The sequence below is a fragment of the Sorangium sp. So ce406 genome (assembly GCF_051474675.1).
Taxonomy (GTDB): domain Bacteria; phylum Myxococcota_A; class Polyangia; order Polyangiales; family Polyangiaceae; genus Sorangium; species Sorangium cellulosum_G.
Genome location: NZ_CP150340.1, coordinates 4412261 through 4429134, shown reverse-complemented (window position 1 = coordinate 4429134; position 16874 = coordinate 4412261). Strand labels below are relative to the sequence as shown.

The following is a 16874-nucleotide window of genomic DNA, read 5'->3' as shown; positions in this document are numbered from 1 at the left end:
AACCAGCATGAAGACGTTCGCAATCCAGTTGCCGGACCAGAGGGTCGTTCACGATCGCGTCCCCGACATGGCGAGGACCCTGCATCTCCAGGTGCAGGGCTACTTCAGGCCTCGCGTGCAGAGCCTCCTGGCCGGCGGAGACGTGACGGTGATCGACGTCGGCGCGAACATCGGCCTCTTCGCGCTCGAGGTGCTGAAGCGCACCGGCGGACGAGCGCGCATCCACTGTTTCGAGCCGATCCCCGAGACCTTCGAGCTCCTGCGGATGAACCTGGGGTCGTCGGGACCGGAGCGCGTGCGCCTGCACCGCGCGGGCCTCGGTCGAGCCGCGGGCGCCGCGACCTTCCACTACGCTCCGCGCCAGAGCGCCATCTCGAGCATGTACGACATGATGGCGAGCGACGACAAGCAGGCCACGCTCGCGGCCATCTACGACGAGCGGATCCGAGAGAAGCACCACGCGGATCTGCCGGCCTACATGACGTACCTCCCGCGCGCGGTGAACTCGCTGCTCATCGACTGTCATTCGTGGTGGATGAGGCGTGGCATGAGGCGCGTCGAATGCGAGCTCACGACGCTGTCCGAGCTCATCGAGCGGGAGCAGATCGATCACATCGACTTGCTCAAGATCGACGCCGAGAAGGCCGAGATCGACGTGCTGGAAGGCATTCGCCCCGGCGACTGGGGCAGGATCCGGGCCATCGTCCTCGAGCTGCACGACTTCGGCGGGAGAGGCGAGCGCGTCCGGCGGATGCTGCGCGATCACGGGTTCGAGGTGGAGACCGATCAGATCTGCCCCGAGGACGTGATCATCACCATGGCGGGGTACCGGTAGAATGCGGGGGAGCGCCGGCCTCGGGGTGCTCGGCGCCTCCCCCCCTCATCCGCCGTCAGTGGCCGGTAGCAGGCAGAAGGCGCACCACGCGCTGCGACCAGAGCTCGATCAGCTCGGCGATCACCGCCTCGCGGTCCGTCACGTCGTCGAGCAGCTCGCGGAGCCGCTTCTGGCCGTCGGCCCGCCACAGGACCTCGAACGTCTCTTCAGAGACAGGGTACTTCGCGTCGTTGTAGGTCGTGACGATCGCGCGCTCGACGACGTGGCCGCCCGGCGTGGGGCCCCGCAGCGAGCGCAGCTTCACGAAGGTCGGGAACGACGGGACGAGCTCCGCATAGGCCGACGGCGGCGCAGGCTTCTTGTGGACGAGGTAGTCGCCGACGACGAGCTTGTCGAGCCGCGTCGTCAGGAAACAGGTCACGCAGTCGTCGACCGAGTCGACGATCGGCTCGGCGTTGTTGTTGAAGGAGGTGTTGAGCACCACCGGTACGCCGGTGATGTCGCCGAAGGCCCGGATGAGCTGCCAGAAGCGCGGGTTCGTGCGCCTGGAGACCGTCTGGACCCGCGCGGTCCCGTCCACGTGGGTGATGGCGCCGAGCTGCTGTCGCCTGTGCTCGTGGACGGGCACCGTGAAGATCATGAAGGGCATGGTCTCCGCGCCGCCGAGATCGAAGTAGTCGTGCGCGTCCTCCTCGGTGACGGACGGCGCGAAGGGCCGGAACTCCTCGCGCTTCTTCACCATGGCGTTGATGATGTCCTTGTTCGCCGCCGGCCGGGGATCCGCCACGATGCTGCGGTTGCCGAGCGCGCGGGGACCGAACTCGGACCGGCCCTGAGCCCAACCGATCACGTTCCCCGCCGCGATCAGCTCGGCCGCGGCCTTCGGCGCGTCGGCGAGCTCCTCCACGCTGATGAGATCGCGCCACGCGTCCAGCGCTCGCCGCACCTCGGCCCGCTCGCCGATGTGCCTTCCCCAGTACAGATGGCTGATCGCGGGCGGTCGCCGCGCCGGGGCCTTTCGCGTGTGCACGGCCATGGCGGAGCCGAGCGCGCAGCCGGCGTCGTGCGCGGCTGGCTGGACGAACACCCGCTCGAAGAGCCCGGAGCGGAGGAGCTTCCCGTTCAATGTGCAGTTGTGCGCGACGCCGCCCGCGAAGCAGAGGCTCGCCTGTCGGGTCTCGCGCTGGAAGTGCCGCAGGCAATGGAAGACGATGGTCTCGAGCGCCTCCTGGAGCGAGGCGGCGATGTCCTTGTGGTCCTGCGTGATCGGCTCCCGCGGGGCGCGCGGCCGGATCACGTCGTGGAGATCGACGATCTTGTCGGCGTCGATGGCCCACGCGCCCTCCGGGAGCAGCGTGACCATCGCCTGGAACAGCGCCCGGTACCTGCGCGGATCGCCGTACGGGGCGAGCCCCATGACCTTGTACTCGTCGAACAGCGAGAACCCGAGGAACCGTATCACCTGGAGGTAGAAATTGCCCAGCGAGTCCCGTTCCGCGATGTCTCTGAGCGATTGAAGCTCGCCGCCGGAGCCGACGGAGACGGATCCCGACTCGCCGTCGCCGCAGCCATCCAGCGTCAACACGAGGCTGCTCTCGTACCCCGAGCCGATCAGGGCGCTCATCGCGTGGGCCGTGTGGTGCTTCACGAACTGGATTCGCTCGGGCGCCACGTCGACGCCGAACTCGGCGAGCACGAGGCGCCGCATGACATCGTGCGCCGTACGCAGCTCGGGGTCGGCGGAGAAGAGCCCGCGCTTCACCTGGGCGTTGCACCAGTCTTCGCTGATGTAAAAGCAGATGTAGTCCACATCGTCGACGCGGAGTCCCCGGCTCTCCAGGCAGAAGCGCGCTGCCTGGAAGGGGGCCTTGTTCGAATGCTTGAGGCGGTTGAGCCGCTCTTGCTCGATCGCCGCGACTACCTCTCCGTCCTCGAGGAGGACGGCGGCGCCGTCGTGCGACGTCGCCGCGTTGAATGCTGGTCTCGGATAACCTTGATGGTCCGGCTCGTGGCCGCCGCTAATGCCAAGGATTCGCATGAGTGGAGGGTAGCATTCGAATGCGATAAGTAAACCATCGTCGATGGGCAAATCGACGCGCGGACATGGCAATCAATAAAAGACTCGAGCGGCGCGATCGACGCGACGAAAGGGGCTACTTCCATTCGTGTTTCTGCCGGAGCATGGCTCTCGGAGGCAGCGAACAGGGAGCATGTGGCCAGGCGCTTCGTGCTCGTGAGCCACGACAAACGACGCCGCGCCGGCTCCTTCGTGGAGGTTTATCACCCACGCGAGATCGGTTAGAAGGAATCCGGCGAGCGCCTCGCGCTCGGCCCTCAATCCTCGCAACCGCAGACGCCGCCATGATGTGAGCAGCAACCACGGTAGGAGGAGCGACCGCAAAGGCAGCTCGGCGAGAGCGTGCCATCGCAGCACTGCACCCGGAGGCTCGCTTGTCGCCTCTCCTCGGCTGCCTCTTTCATCTGCTGCAGTCTCTCCTCTGCCGCCGCCTTGAGCTCCTGCCGCCGCCGTTCCTCTGCTTCTCGCCGCTGCCGGGTCTGCTCCACGCCCGCGTCGACGTCCGGGCGCAGCCGCACGACCTGCGCGAGGAGCGCAGCGCCGCGCTCCGAGCGCTGCACGTCGGTCCCCCGGAACTCGTCCAGCGCGAGCTCCGCCTGGCTCAGCGCCGCCTGGGCATCCTCCCACCGTCGCTGCGTTGCCCACGCGGAGGCGACCTGCACCTGACGTGCGATCGCCGGAGCGACCTCCTTGAACCGCGCAGCGGCCATCTGCTCCCTCTCCGCCCGCCTCCGCTGCTCCTCGGCCCGCTCCCGCTCCTCCTCGGCGCGCTCCCGCTCCTTGCGGGCGGCTTCCTCCTCTGCGCGCCGCTGGATGGCCTCGCGCTCCCTCGCGTCGACCTCTGCCTCCGTACGCGCGACCTCCTGCAGCGCCGCCCCCTCGACACAGGTGCGCCGCGCCTCCTGGAGATGCGATCGCGCCTGGTCGAAGCTCGCCGCCTCCAGCGCCTCACCCGCGCTGCGGCGCGCCTCCTGGCAGGCGGCGAGCGCCTCCAGACGGGCGCGCTCGTCGGCGCTCCGCTTGGTGAGGAAGCCCGCGAGGCCCACGCCGAGCAGACCGGCCACAGCGGGGTAGATCACCCACGGCGCCCGGCGCGAGGCCCGTGCCGCGGCCGCGAGCGGCTGGGGAGCCCCTGCGGCGCCGGCGCCGATCGCGATCGCCAGGCCGGCGACGACGCCTGCCCCGAGCACGGCGAGCGCCACGGGTTCGGAGGCGGCGCCGATCATGTAGAGCAACAGCAGCGTGTAGATCTGGGTCCCGGCCCACCCGAGACCGATGCCGAGCCTTGCCCTGTCCTCACCGGTGTATCGCCCGTCCGAGCGGGTGATCTCGCGGAGCACGAGCCCGCCGAGCAAGATCGCTGGCACGCCGGCGAGAGGTCCAAGCACCAGGGCCGCGACGCCCAGCAGGAAGAGTGTCTCGCTCGACGGATGGATCCGAGGGAAGAGCCCCTCCAGGCTCGGCACCGGGTTCGGGCCGAGCGGCGCTGCGGGAGGCTCGGGCGGCGTGCTGGGCGGATTCTGCTCTGCCATCGTCACGCCTCCAGCGCCGCGAGCGCTTCCTCGATCCATCGGATCTGCTGCGCCTGCAGGTCGTCCGGGATGTCGTCGGCGCGGAGGGCCTCGAGCGCGGCGAGCAGGTGGCGGCGTTTTGCTGCCGCGGTCCTGAGCCCGTCCACCTTCTCCAGGACGGCATCGACCTCGATCCGCGAGGCCTCCAGCAGGAGTTGATCGCGCAGATCCTGGAGCGTGAGCCGGTCGAGGCCGGCCCGCACGGCGCTCCTCCGTCCGGCAGGTCCCCTCGCCGCCTCGAGCTTCGCGAGCGCCTGATCCAGCGTTGCCTGCTCCTGCGCGCGCAGCGCCCGCTGGGGGCGCGCCTCCTCCTCGACTCGGATCGCCTCCCGGCGCGCCGCTGCGTCCTGGTAGTCGCCGAGCGACTCGTACTCCGCAGCGGCCTGCGTCGGCGACCCGGCGTCCTCCAGGGTGACCGCGAGCGTGTAGCGGAGCGCGCGCGCGGTCTCGTCATCCATGGCGAGCCCCAGCGCGCGGCGGAGCTCTGTCACCGCAACGCCGTGATGGCCCCCGGCGCGGAGCTTCTCCGCGTGAGCCACCGCGTTCTTCAGGGCGTCTCGACGCTGCGCCTCCTCCTGGATTCTCCGCGCCTCTTCGTCGCGTCGCCGCTCCTCCTTGATCTCTGCCCGCAGCGCCTTGAGGCGCTCGGCCGCGTCCTCATGGCCGCCCTGCGCGATCAACGCCTTGTATTCCCGTACGGCAGCGGAGCGGGACTCGTGGCCTTCCAGCAACCTTGCCAGCTTGTATCGCAGGCAGCGCGACAGCTCTGGGGCAACGCTCGGTGCATCCGCAGCTTGCGCCAGCGCCGTCGTTGCCTGGTCGACCTCGCCCAACGCGACGTGCGCATTCGCCAGCGCGCACATCCCCATCGGATAAGCGGGATCGGAGTTGGCGAGCTTGAGGGCATCCAGCGCCTTGCGCGGAGCCCCGGCGAGCACATGCATCTGGGCCATCGCGACCTCGACGTTGCCGAAGTCCCTGCCATCCGGGCGGAATAACAGCGGCGCAGGCAGCCCGGGGAAGGCCAGCACCATGCCCGACGAGAGCCGGCCAATGCTACCGGTTCGCGTCGCGGCTCGTTCCAAGGCCGCGAGCGCATCCTGGTATCGTGCCCGGCTTGCAGCGTCGGCTGCGACGACCAACCACGCGTCGGCCTCATGCCTTCCGCGGTGCTCGAGCGCATCGAGCAGCTCGGCAGCCCTCGGATCCGACGCGTGGCGGGCGGCCACCGTGTCGAGGAACAGGACCTCCAGGCGCTCGCGCCAGATCCGCCGCGCCACTCGGTATATCGCGTAGCCGGCGCCCCCGACGCCGAGGAAGATCCAGACAGCAGGGATCATCAGCACCATGACGAGTGCGTACAGGAGCAGTGCAACAACGGCAGTCAGGGCGCCGAGCACCGCGAGCACCACGAGCGGGTGTCCGCCCTCCGATCCCGTCAACCCGCGCTGGGCGAGGCGCTCGCGGTAAACGACATAGCCTGTGCCGACGAGCCCCAGCGCGATCCACGGATACGGTGTTGCGAGCACCGCGCCGATCGCAGCCAGGATCGCCGCGAGCACGTACAAGCCAGATGCGATCGCGATCAGGATCAGGATCGCGACCGCTCCGGCCGATCCGCCACGCCGCCCGCCTCCCCGTGGAAGACGCGCGCGAGGGAAGAGTCGAGGGCTACGGCGTCCCATGCGCAACGGTCAGGTTCGGTGGGGCGCCCCTGCTTGTCAACGCTCCCTCGCAAGATGGTGGGACAGCATCTCCCCTGATCCGCTGCGGGCGGTGCGCACCCGCCATCTCGCGATACCGGCGCGTACCTGGGAACAGAAGGAGAGCTGTCCTTCCCCGCCCCGTTCGCGCCGTCGGGTAGCCAGTTTCTGCGCCTCTCGGCTCTTCGCAGTAGGCTGCGTGGGCCCGGATCGCCCCGTCATGCCACCGCCGCCGCGAACGACGCGAACAGGTCTCCCGGCAGCGCATGGTCCAGCCGCCACGTGATCGCCATCGGCAGCTCGCCCTCGTGCCGCACGTAGCTCGCCGGCCCCAGGAACCAGAACGCCCGCTCATCGCTGCGCAGCCGCGCGAACAGCATCACCGCCGTGCCGAGCGCCTCGTGCTGCCGGTAGCGCCGACCCATCTCGCTCTCGGCGCGGGTGGTCGACTGGCTCTCCCAGTGGATGAGCTGCCGGCTGATGGCGTGGTCGCGGTAGCGCGTTGTCGGCGAGAACTGCCCGCTGGTCTTGTCGAGCGTGAACGCGAGCAGGTCGGCCCTGGCGTCCTTCGCCCAGTACACCCCTGTCTGCCATGGCGCGACCTTCGCGCTGCCCCCGACCCCGAACGCCGCCAGGATCTCGATGCGCGAATAGCGCGCGTGCACCTCGAGCGGCACGTCCGGGTGGGTCGTGAGCGCCCGATGAACATGGTCGACGCGCCCGGCGAGCACGCCCGTCAGCTCGATGATCTCCGCGCGCACCTGGGGGTGCGCCCAGATCAGCGCGCAGGCCTGCGCCAGCGTGGCCGTCTTGCCGACCGCGCGATCCGCCACGGTGGCGACGAGCATGCGCAAGAGCCGTCGCTCGCGCACGCTCATCGCCCCCGGATCCGGACACGCCTCGGACGCGAGCAGCCGGCGATACGCCTCGATCCGCGCGAAGTCGTCCACGTGCAACAGCCGCCCGCACGCGCGCCGCAGCGCCTCCTCGTGCGGGCCCGCGGCCAGCAACGGAAGTCCCGCCTCACCACGGAGGTCGGACCACGACCGCTGGCCGGCATACAGGTCCTCCAGCTCAAGCCCCGTTTCCGCGAGGAACCGCGCGAGGCTCACGTCGCTACCGCGGCCGATCCGCCGCAGCTCGTCGACCTTGGCCGTCCACCCCGACGGCACGGCTTGCCGGATGTTCTCGAGCACCAGCTCCGACGCCTTTTGATCGAGCTCCATGTGGCAGCCCGCGGGAAGAAACGGGAATCCGCTCTCGATCTGCTGCATCACCTCCTTTCTGCTCCCGCCGAGCAGGGCTCCGAAGCGGCGATCGAACCGGAACTCGCGGCGATGGTGCCCGACGAAGTCGAGCACCGTGCACACGGTCTTGCCGGCGCTGCGCCTCAGACCGCGCCCGAGCTGCTGCAAGAAGAGCGTTGCGCTGTCGGTCGGGCGCAGGAGAATCAACGTATCGACCGCGGGGACATCGAGCCCTTCACTGAACAGGTCCACCGAGAAGACGACGTTCACTTCCCGCGCCCCCAGCTTCGCCAGGGCCGCGCGCCGCTCCTCACCGGGGCTATCCCCCCACACGGCCGTCGCCGCGATGCCCGCATCGCGGAAGACCCGCGCCATGAACCGCGCGTGCTCGATGCTCACGCAGAACCCGAGCGCCCGCATCTTCCGCGGGTCATCGACGTGAGCGGCGAGCTGGGCCACCACCTGCCGGGCCCAGATGTCGTTGGCCGTGAGCAGCCTGGAGAGCCCCTCGACGTCGTAGCCGCGCCCGCGACGCCACGGCACCTCGCGCAGGTCCAGCCCGTCGTGGATGCCGTGATAGATGAAGGGCACCAGCCGATGCTGGTCGATCGCGTCCCAGAGCCGCAGCTCCGCGGCGATCCGGTCGTCGAACCAGCCGAGCAGCGGAAGCCCATCGCTCCGCTCGGGCGTGGCCGTGAGGCCGAGGAGCTCGACGGGCCGCACGTGCTCCAGCAAGGCGCGGTACGACGGCGCGGCCGCGTGGTGGAACTCGTCGACGATCACCACGTCGAAATGGCGCGGGTCGAGATCATCGAGCCCTGCCGCAGCGAGGCTCTGGATCGACGCAAACACATGCTCGAAGCGCCGCGGGCGACGGCCGCCGACCCACAGCTCACCGAAGGCGTGATCCCGCAGGCCCTGACGGAAGGTCGCCAGGCTCTGCTCCAGGATCTCCTCGCGGTGGGCCACGAAGAGCAGGCGCGCGCGGGGCAGCGCCTCGCGCAACCGGGCGTAGTCGATGGCCGCCATGACGGTCTTGCCGGTGCCGGTCGCCGACACGAGCAGGTTGCGGTGGTGCCCCCGCTCGCGGGAGAGCGCGATCTGCTCGAGCAGGCGCTCCTGGAACGGCTCTGCGCGGAGCTCGACCGGGCTGAGCATCACCGAGCGCGCCCCGCTCGAGGCCTGCTCGGTTCGATCGAGGAACTCCTCGCGTTCGTACGGCACGAAGTCGCCGCTGTTCCAGTAGCTCTCGAAGACGGCGGCGACCTTGGCGACGACATCCGGGTTGCGCGCGCCGGACACGCGGACGTTCCACTCGAGTCCGCTGGTCTGCGCGGTGTGCGTCAGGTTGGAGGAGCCGATATAGGCCGTCGAGAAGCCCGATGCGCGATGGAACAGCCAGGCCTTCGCGTGCAGGCGCGTCGTGCCCGTGTCGTACGAGACGCGCACGTCGGCGCCGATCGTGCGGAGCGCGTCGAGCGCCCGCGCCTCGGTCGATCCCGTGTACGTGGTCGTCAGCACGCGCAGCTGCCGGCCCACCTGGCGGTGCACGCGGACGGCATCGAGGAGCGGGGCAATGCCGCTCCAGCGGACGAACGCCATGACCACATCGATGCGGTCCGCCGAACGAACCTCCGTCAGGAGCTGGTGACCCACCCTGGGCTCGCCCGGCGCGTTGGTGAGCAGCGTCGTGTCGAGGAGCGGGATGAGCGGCTCGGCGATCGTCTCCGGCCTGCCGTCCGGCTGCCGCCCCACGATCGCCCGGAGCACCGTCCCCGGCTCGACCGGCGCATCCGGCTGGACCTCTGCGCCGGCGATCACCTCGTCGATCTGCGCGACCAGCCTCCGCGCCAGCCCCACGCCCACGCTCACGCGCTCCTTGTCCGGTACGCCCGCGATCGCGCGCTGCACGACGCGACCCAGGTGCAGCGCGATGCGGTCGGCGGCCTCGGCGACCCGGATCTCCCCGGTGCAGGCCTCCAGGCCGCCATCGATCTCACGCAGGCCCGGCGCGAGCGCCTCCGTCACCAGGATCTCGTAAAGACCGCGCCGGCTTGCCTTCATGACCCGCGAGTCTACGGCACCCGAGCGCGCCTCCGAGAGCGCTCGCCTACCGCTACAGCCCCCACACATCTCAACACAGGCGCTCTCCTCGCCACGCCGCCAGTCCCCGTCGATCGTCTCGCCCTTCCTGATCTACGAGCGCTTCATCGCCGAGCTGCTCCGGCGGCAGGCGCGCACTCACAAAGGCTGGTGCCCCCCTCGGCGCGCCAGGCGCGCTGGTGAGCAGCGTCGTGTCGAGGAGCGGCAGGAGCGGCTTCAGGGCTGTGGCGCCGGCTGAAGCCCCTGGTACGCGTCGAAGAACGCCTTCGACTCCGCCGGATCGGCGGAGAGCACCCGCGCCATGTGGCGGGACAGGCGCAGATAATCCGCGAGCGAGAGATTGCGCGCGGCGAGCGGCTGCGCCGTTCCCCCGGCCGCCTGGATGTCGACCACGAGCCTGGCATACGAGGCCGCATCGAGGCTCGGCGGCGGCTTCAGCGCGTCCTGCGCCTTGCTGAAGGCGTCGGAATAGAGGTGCGGAATGCGCGCGTCCTCGCCGTGCTCGCGGACGTCATCCCCGATGCGGGTCATCCAGAAGATCGACGCCTCGCCCCATTGCGCCTCGGTGAGCTCGTGCGCCTTCAGGATATCGGCCTGGGAGCGATCCCCCTCGGCGATCTCCGCCGAGATCTCCGCGTGCTGGAACAGCGTGATGCCGTGGGGCGCCCCTGCCTGGCTCACCCCAGCCGCGGCGACGTCGCGCTCCGATCCCTCGGCCATGCGCGCATCGTGGACGGGCCGACCGCCGGCCGTCCAGCGGATTGTCTCGCCCTCTCGGCTCACCGAGCCTTGCCCCCCGCGGCGCGCGGCGATAGGCGATCCGCGTGCCTGCCGTGAAGGAGCTGCTGCCGCTGCTCGCCCGCGGAACCGAGGCCGACCAGGGCCGGCCGGTGCCGCGCGAGCCGGTCGACGGCGTGGACCTCGCCGGCTACGCGCGGATCGCTGCCGAGATCGCGGGAGGCGCGCGCCCGCGCGCCGAGGTGCTCGCCGCGCACGGCCTCGACGAGGCGCGTTACCTGGCGATCGAGACGACCTGGCTCCTGCGCCTCGCCGCCGCCGCGCTGCGCCGGGATCTGGACCTGCTCGCCGTCCACGAGCGCGCCCAGGCCGACGCGCACGCGGCGCTCGCCCCTGCGTCGCCGGAGCGGCCCCTCGAGGACTACGCGGCGCTGTGCGCGCAGATGGAGGCCGGGCAGGACCCTCGCGAGGTCCTCGCGTCCGCCGGCCTCTCGCTGGGCGCCTGGGGACACCTGCAACGGGCCTGGACGGCGCGCATCGCGAGCAGCGCCGACGTCGCCGCCGCGTTCGAGGCGCACAGGCGCGCGCGCGCAGGCAGGTAGCCCGCTCATCGGCCTTCGAGGCCGCGCGTGGAGCGCCCCGGCTCGCCTCAGCGCGCGGCCGCCGCCACCAGCGCGCCCCGCGCCGCGCCCTCGGCGTGCGCCGCGATCAGGACCTGCGCGTCGGGGGCGCAGCCGGTCTCCCAGCGCGTCACCGCGATCGCGAGCATCACCCCCACGCTGGCGGCGCCGAGATCGCCGGTCACGAGCAGCGGCTGCTCGTGCACGTGGTCCGGCGTGAGCGCATCGGCGATCCGCGCGGCGGCGAACGCCCACTCATCGACCCGATGCCGCTCGTCGACCACGTCGGTCATCAGCCACCCGATCGGGCGCGACGAGGCGCCCGCTTCCTCGACCGCCCGCCGCGCGGCGCGCGTGATGCCGGCCGCGAGGCAGGGCTCGTCGGAGCCCCAGGGGCGCGGCTCCACGTCGGTCGCGGCGGAGAGGATGCTCCCGAGCTGCGGCGCGCCGCGCGCCCGAGGGCTCGCGGCGAGCAGGACGAAGCCGGCGCCCTCTCCGGGGATGAACCCGTTCTCGGCGGTCAGGCTGTGGAGCCGGAGCTCCCGATCGAGGCGCTCCAGGGCCTCGGGCTCGAACCAGCTATCCACGCCCCCCACGAGAACCGCAGGGGCGCCCTCACCGAGCAGGTCGAGCGCCGCCATCACCGCCTCGACGCCCCCCGCGCGGCAGCCGAAGAACAGCCGCGAGCGCGCCGGGTCGCACCGCACCTGCGCGCGGGCCGAGAGCCCCGCCAGGAGGTCCCGCCCGAGCCGGGGATCGAGCCCGGGGCGCTGCTCGCTCGGCACGGCCACGAGGATCGGCAGCGGCTCGGGCTCCCCGCTCGCGGGCCTGCCGCTGGCCCGCGCGGCGAGCCACGGCGCCGCCGCCTGCCGGAGCGCCGAGGCGCCGAGCGCCACCAGGCGATCCAGCCCCGTGACGTTATCGCCGATCGAGGCGAGTCGCGCCGTCGAGATCGGCTCGCCCGCGCGATCGATGAGGTGGGACTCGCGCGGCTCCAGCTTGCCCGCGCGGACGCCCATCGTGACCTGCAGCGCGGTCAGCCCGTTGGCGGCGCGCGCGCCGGCGCCAACGATGACCGCTCGGGGCGGAGGCCTGCTCGTGCGGCTCGACACGCGACGTCGAGCTTGCGCGAGCGGGCGCCCCCGCGTCAATGCCCCGGCGCCAATGCCCCGGCGCCAATGCCCCGGCGCCAATGCCCCGGCGCGAATGCCCCGGCGCCAATGCCCCGGCGCCAATGCCCCGACGCCAATGCCCCGACGCCAATGCCCGGCGTCGATCGACGATCGCCGGCTTGACGCGCCCGCCGGGGCCGTGATCTCATCGCAGGCACCACGGAGCGCCGGCCGGTGCGCATCGTCAACCAGACACGCGCCAAGCACGCCACCATCCCGATGCGAGACGAGGGGGGTCGCGAACACCTCGTCTGCGTCCTCAAGTACACGTTCGCCGTGGGGCCAGGGGGCCGCTCCGAGCTCGTCTCCGACGGCCCGGGCCCCTACCTCTGCGACGAGTACAACGGCGAGGACCCCGCGGCGTCGAGCGTCCGCAAGCCGTCGGACGTGTTCCTGTTCAAGCCAGGGACCGACGTGATCCTGATCGGGCACGCACATCCCCCGCCCGGCCGGGGCGCGACGCACGTCGACGTCACGCTGCGGGTGGGCCCGATCGACAAGACGGTGCGCGCCCACGGCCTCCGCGTGTGGCAGCGGGGCCTCCTCGGCCGGCTCATGCCCGGCCCGGCGCGCCCGATCCACGAGCCTGTCCCGCTCGTGTACGAGCTCGCCTGGGGCGGGCTCGACCTGAGCGATCCGGCGCGGCCGCTCGGCGAGCCGCGCAATACCGTCGGCCGGGGTGTCGCGCGCGATCCGGACCGCCTCGTCGCGCAGCCCGCCACGCAGCTCGAGCGCCGGAGCGGCCCGCACGACGAGCCGGCCTCCTTCGGCGCCATCCACCGGCACTGGATGCCCCGGTCGGCGTATGCCGGCACGTACGACATACGCTGGCAAGAGACGAAGATGCCGCTCCTGCCGGACGATTTCGATCCGCGGTTCAACGTATCCGTGGCGCACGATCAATGGTCGAGCGCGCCGCTGCGCGGCGACGAGCCGGTGGAGGTGACCGGCGCGACGCCGGAAGGGAGCTGGCGGTTCTCGCTCCCGCGCATCGCCCCCGGGTTCGCGACCTTCGTCGGCGACCGGCGCCGCGATCACCCCACGCACCTCGACACGATGCTCATCGACGCGGACCTCGGCCGCGTCGAGCTGACGTTCCGCGCCGCGGCGCCGCTGCCGCGCAAATACGAGATGCTCGAATCCGTCATGATGTTCGAGAAGCAGCTCGTGGCGCGCCGCAATTCGTGAGAGACAGCGCGCGGGCTGTATGATACCGTAATCATAGCTGTGCTTCTGGAGGGTGGATGAGCCGTCCCGATCGCGCCTCGCTCGCCAACGACCTTGAGCCCGCCGCCCGCGCCGCCTCCACCGGGCAGCGGTGGCCGAGCCGGGCGCCGGAGCAGCCCGCGGACGACGCGCCGCGCTCCGGTGCGATCGCCACGCCCCCCGCCGGCTCGGAGGCCTCTCCCACGGGCCTCATGGCCCTGGAGGTGACGGGCTTCGACCCGGCCACGGGTCGCGCGGCGCTCCGGCTGGGGGCCGCCGTGATCGAGGCGCGGCTCGACGCGCCGCTCGATCCGGTGGTCGTGGAGGGCGCGCTCGCGCGCCGCGAGCGCCTCATCGTGCAGCGCGAGGAGGGCGAGCACGTCGTGCTCGGGGCGCTGCGCACCGCGCCCACGCCGGGGATCGATCCCGGCGACAGCTACGTCATCGAGGCGCGGCGGGTCACCCTCCGGGGCGAGCACGAGGTCGCCTTACTCACGGGGGCGAGCAGCGTCGTGCTGCGGGCCCTCGGGCATATCGAGCTCCTGTCCCGCAACATCACGTCCCGCGCCTCGGGCGTCCAGAAGCTCATCGCCCGCATGATCCACCTCAACTAGGACGAGGAAGGGGGAGGTTGACGCGATGCCGCTGGTCAGCGCCAAGAAGTTCGTCGCGAGCGTCGCGACCGCACACACGTCGGTGAGCGACGGCCCCACCGACGTTTGCAAGACGCCGGCCGCCCCATCTCCCCTGCCCCTCCCCTACCCGAACATCGCGGTGTCCACGACCATGGGGAGCGGCTACGCGACCAAGGTGCTCGTCGTCGGCACGCCGACATGGACGAAGCGGGGCAAGACGGCCGTGTCGAACGGCGATCAACCCGGCACGCTCTTCGGGGTGATCAGCAACAAGATCATGGGTCGGTGCGGGATCATCATGGCCTCGACCGACGTGAAGGCCGAGCGCGGCGGCGTGGTCCGGACGCTCGACTCGTCCAACTCGAACGGCTGAACACGGGTGATGGGAGCTTGATTCAAGGCACCTGAAGGCATCTGGCGTGACCCAGCCCGGAGCGCCTTCGGAGAGCTCGAGGACCGAAAGGGCGCGGCGCTCGCCGGGCAGGAGGCCCCCGGCGCCCTGGGACACCTTCACGGACCGCGGCGGAGGGATGCGGTGACGACGAACGTTCCGAAGGGCAGCATCCTCGCGCCGGGCGGCACCGTCGTCGCCCCCGACCCGGGAGATCCGATCTGCGCCGCGTACGACGCCGCGCTGAAGGACTGGTGCGCCACACCGAAGGACGATCGCGGTGACTTCAACGACGCGGTCTTCGACAAGCTGAACGATCCGGCGCTCGCGGCCACGCGCGAGCGTCCCATCGGCTTCATCGGAGGCGCCAGGGCCGCGGGCGGCCCCCGCGGCGTGCTCGGCCTGCGGAACCTGGCGAGCCAGGGGGGATACGGCAGCCGCGTCGCGCGGCGCGCGCTCGGCGTGATCAACCAGATGGCCGCCAACCCGCCGGCGTCGGCCAACACCTATTCTGCGCTCCGGCACCAGATGTCGGGCGCCACGAGGGGGGCGCTCCGGCGGCGCTTCCGCGTCCACCGGGTGCTGTGCCCCGACGCCGAGCGGCCGAACGGCCGCCCCGTCGAGATCAAGCGGCCCACCGAGAAAGAGAGTCACCCGGGGCAGCTCTCGAACTATGCCAAGGCGAGCCCCGACGGAACGGTGGAGCTCGTCAACTGCGCGGCCTGCAAGCTGGCCTGCAAGGACTGGAACAGCGACTGCGAAGGGTACCCCTGACGTGCCGCCATGAGCCACAGAGCCCCGCTACCGCCCGAGCTGGCCTTCGTTCGAGGTGGGCTGCAGATCGCCTACCGCGCGAGCCTCGCCCCCCAGAAGCTCGCCCTGCTCCTCGATCTGGAGGGGCCCGATCCCGGGACGCTCATCCCCTTCCTCGTGCGGACGATCATCGAGGAGATCAACGCCGGAGCCGCAGGAGGCGCGGAGTTCGACCCGGGCGCGGGCCGGGCGCGGTGGCTCGAGGGCCCCATCGACCCCGCGGATCCTGCCGCGGTCGGGCCCTCGTACCTCTACGGGATCGAGGTCGCCGCGGTCTCGCCGCGCTACCTGCGCCACGTCGTCGAGCTCCTCGGCGGCAGCGGCCGGGTCCGATCGCTCTCCCTCTTCGGTGGCCTGCCGCTCGACGGCAGCGCCCTCTCGGTGCGCGAGGGTGACGTCGAGGCGTGGATGCACCCGCCGAGGACGCACCTCGAGCTGCACCCGGCCCCGTTCACGGTGCGCGACGTCCCGCTCGCGGGCAAACAGGCGTTCGTCCGGGCCGTCCTCGCCGACACCGCGTCGAACGATCTGCTGCTCGCGTTCGATGACGTCCTGCTGGTCTGGACCGGGTGCCTCGTCACGTATGGCGGCGCGGGCGGGCTCGGGCGCTCTCGTGTGGTGATGCCGCCCGGCGCGGGGCGCGGCGGCCACATCCTCGCCGCCCGCTGGGACGAGTTCCTCTGTGAGCGCCGCGCCGCGCGCAATCTGCTGATCAACCTGGTGGGCGCGTTCCACCTGCGCGCCGCGCGCGTCGCCAGGCTGGACGTGGGGTTGCCGTGACGAGCGCCGCGCCGCCGCCCCTGTGCACCTCCGGCGCCACGCCCGTCCTGCATGGCGTCCTCGGCGCCGTGTTCCACCTGGAGGCGTTGCTCCCCGAGGACGAGGCGCGCCTCGAGCAGGTCCACCTGAAGGTCCTCGACTGGATGGGCGGCGAGCTGCGCTGGACCCTGAACTCGCGGATCGGCCAGGAGGAGCCGTTCGAGCCGGCGGATCTGGCGTTCGCGAGCGCGTACCCGGCGTCGCTGGCCGTCGTCCCGCACGGGCAAATCCAGGATCCGGAGGCGTTCCGGCTGGCCCTGGAGTTCAACGTGCGCCGGCGCGCGGACATGGGGCTCGCCTGCCACGGCGCGGCGCGCCGGCTCTGGGCGTCACCCTGGTCCTACCGGTTCTACGCCGAGATCGTCGGCTCGGACGACACCCCGCAGCTCATCGCGCCGGCGGTCCTGCGGCTCACCGTGCCCTCGACGTGGCCCCTCGACGACTTCGCGCGGCGCACCCTCGAGATCGCCGCGCTGCTGCGCCTCCGCTGGGGCGCGGCGGGGCTGACGTATTCAGCGTGGGAGACGCAGCTCCACGCCGAAGCGATGCAGGCGATCTACGCGCACGCGCGGCGCCACCCCGGCTACGATGTGGGACTCTACGTCGCCTGGATGGAGGAGCTTCACGACCGCCTGCGGACCGTCAACTGGCTCACGCTGCTCGGGCGAGGGCTCCAGGACGAGCTCGCGCAGGCCCGCGGCCGGCTCCCCGAGAGCGACGACCTGGTGACCACGTTCCGGGCCGGGGAGCACCTGGTGCTCCGCGCCGGGCCGCAACCGGAGGCAGGAGACCACAATCGCCTGAGGATCCCCCCGGCGTACGTGCGCGCCGACGAGATGGTGCGTCCGGTGCGCGCCGCGGAGGGGCTGAATTTTTACGAGGCCTGGACCGAATCGACGACGACGCAATGGCTGCGTCGCTTCGAGAAGCGGCTCTTCTGAGCC

General features: G+C 71.5%; 14 protein-coding genes. 8 read left to right on the top strand and 6 right to left on the bottom strand.

The genetic code is table 11. The features are described 5' to 3' along the window. Positions 1-7: 7 nt before the first annotated feature. Positions 8-835, top strand: a complete 828-nt coding sequence (locus WME96_RS16200; protein WP_437291012.1) for an FkbM family methyltransferase — start codon at positions 8-10, stop codon at positions 833-835. 55 nt (positions 836-890) lie between these two features. Here the strand turns inward: WME96_RS16200 and WME96_RS16195 are convergent, their stop codons facing one another. The 5 genes from WME96_RS16195 to WME96_RS16175 form a co-directional block, all read right to left on the bottom strand. After that, positions 891-2873, bottom strand: a complete 1983-nt coding sequence (locus WME96_RS16195) for a carbamoyltransferase family protein (protein WP_437291011.1) — start codon at positions 2871-2873, stop codon at positions 891-893. Positions 2874-3169: 296 nt separating this feature from the next. Further along, positions 3170-4444, bottom strand: coding sequence for a DUF4190 domain-containing protein (locus tag WME96_RS16190; RefSeq protein ID WP_437291010.1), 1275 nt, complete (start codon positions 4442-4444; stop codon positions 3170-3172). Positions 4445-4446: 2 nt separating this feature from the next. After that, the gene (locus WME96_RS16185) at positions 4447-6051 is read right to left on the bottom strand and encodes a hypothetical protein (RefSeq protein WP_437291009.1); all 1605 of its coding nucleotides are present in this window, start codon (positions 6049-6051) and stop codon (positions 4447-4449) included. Between the two features lie 353 nt (positions 6052-6404). Beyond that, the gene (locus WME96_RS16180) at positions 6405-9497 is read right to left on the bottom strand and encodes a DUF3427 domain-containing protein (protein WP_437291008.1); all 3093 of its coding nucleotides are present in this window, start codon (positions 9495-9497) and stop codon (positions 6405-6407) included. A 255-nt stretch (positions 9498-9752) separates the two neighbouring features. Further along, positions 9753-10256: a hypothetical protein gene (locus WME96_RS16175; RefSeq protein WP_437291007.1), complete on the bottom strand. Its 504-nt coding sequence runs from the start codon at positions 10254-10256 to the stop codon at positions 9753-9755. A 104-nt stretch (positions 10257-10360) separates the two neighbouring features. On the opposite strand from WME96_RS16175, the gene WME96_RS16170 reads away from it, so the two are divergent. Then, positions 10361-10876: a hypothetical protein gene (locus tag WME96_RS16170; RefSeq protein WP_437291006.1), complete on the top strand. Its 516-nt coding sequence runs from the start codon at positions 10361-10363 to the stop codon at positions 10874-10876. Between the two features lie 47 nt (positions 10877-10923). Here the strand turns inward: WME96_RS16170 and WME96_RS16165 are convergent, their stop codons facing one another. Continuing rightward, positions 10924-12006, bottom strand: a complete 1083-nt coding sequence (locus tag WME96_RS16165; RefSeq protein WP_437291005.1) for a hypothetical protein — start codon at positions 12004-12006, stop codon at positions 10924-10926. A 234-nt stretch (positions 12007-12240) separates the two neighbouring features. On the opposite strand from WME96_RS16165, the gene WME96_RS16160 reads away from it, so the two are divergent. The 6 genes from WME96_RS16160 to WME96_RS16135 all read left to right on the top strand — a co-directional run bounded on the left by WME96_RS16160 (position 12241) and on the right by WME96_RS16135 (position 16871). Continuing rightward, complete coding sequence (locus tag WME96_RS16160; protein WP_437291004.1) at positions 12241-13254, top strand: DUF2169 family type VI secretion system accessory protein; 1014 nt, start codon at positions 12241-12243, stop codon at positions 13252-13254. Between the two features lie 56 nt (positions 13255-13310). Then, positions 13311-13886 (top strand): hypothetical protein, encoded by a 576-nt coding sequence (locus tag WME96_RS16155; RefSeq protein WP_437291003.1) that lies wholly within the window; start codon positions 13311-13313, stop codon positions 13884-13886. A 25-nt stretch (positions 13887-13911) separates the two neighbouring features. Continuing rightward, positions 13912-14280 carry a PAAR-like domain-containing protein gene (locus tag WME96_RS16150; RefSeq protein WP_437291002.1) on the top strand — a complete coding sequence of 123 codons (369 nt, stop codon included), beginning with the start codon at positions 13912-13914 and terminating at the stop codon, positions 14278-14280. 162 nt (positions 14281-14442) lie between these two features. Then, positions 14443-15072, top strand: coding sequence for a hypothetical protein (locus WME96_RS16145; RefSeq protein WP_437291001.1), 630 nt, complete (start codon positions 14443-14445; stop codon positions 15070-15072). Positions 15073-15081: 9 nt separating this feature from the next. Beyond that, positions 15082-15891 (top strand): hypothetical protein, encoded by an 810-nt coding sequence (locus tag WME96_RS16140; RefSeq protein ID WP_437291000.1) that lies wholly within the window; start codon positions 15082-15084, stop codon positions 15889-15891. Then, a complete protein-coding gene (locus WME96_RS16135; protein ID WP_437290999.1) occupies positions 15888-16871 on the top strand; it encodes a type VI immunity family protein in 984 nt (327 codons plus the stop codon). Before WME96_RS16140 ends, WME96_RS16135 begins: the two co-directional genes overlap by 4 nt. The last annotated feature ends 3 nt before the right edge of the window (positions 16872-16874 follow it).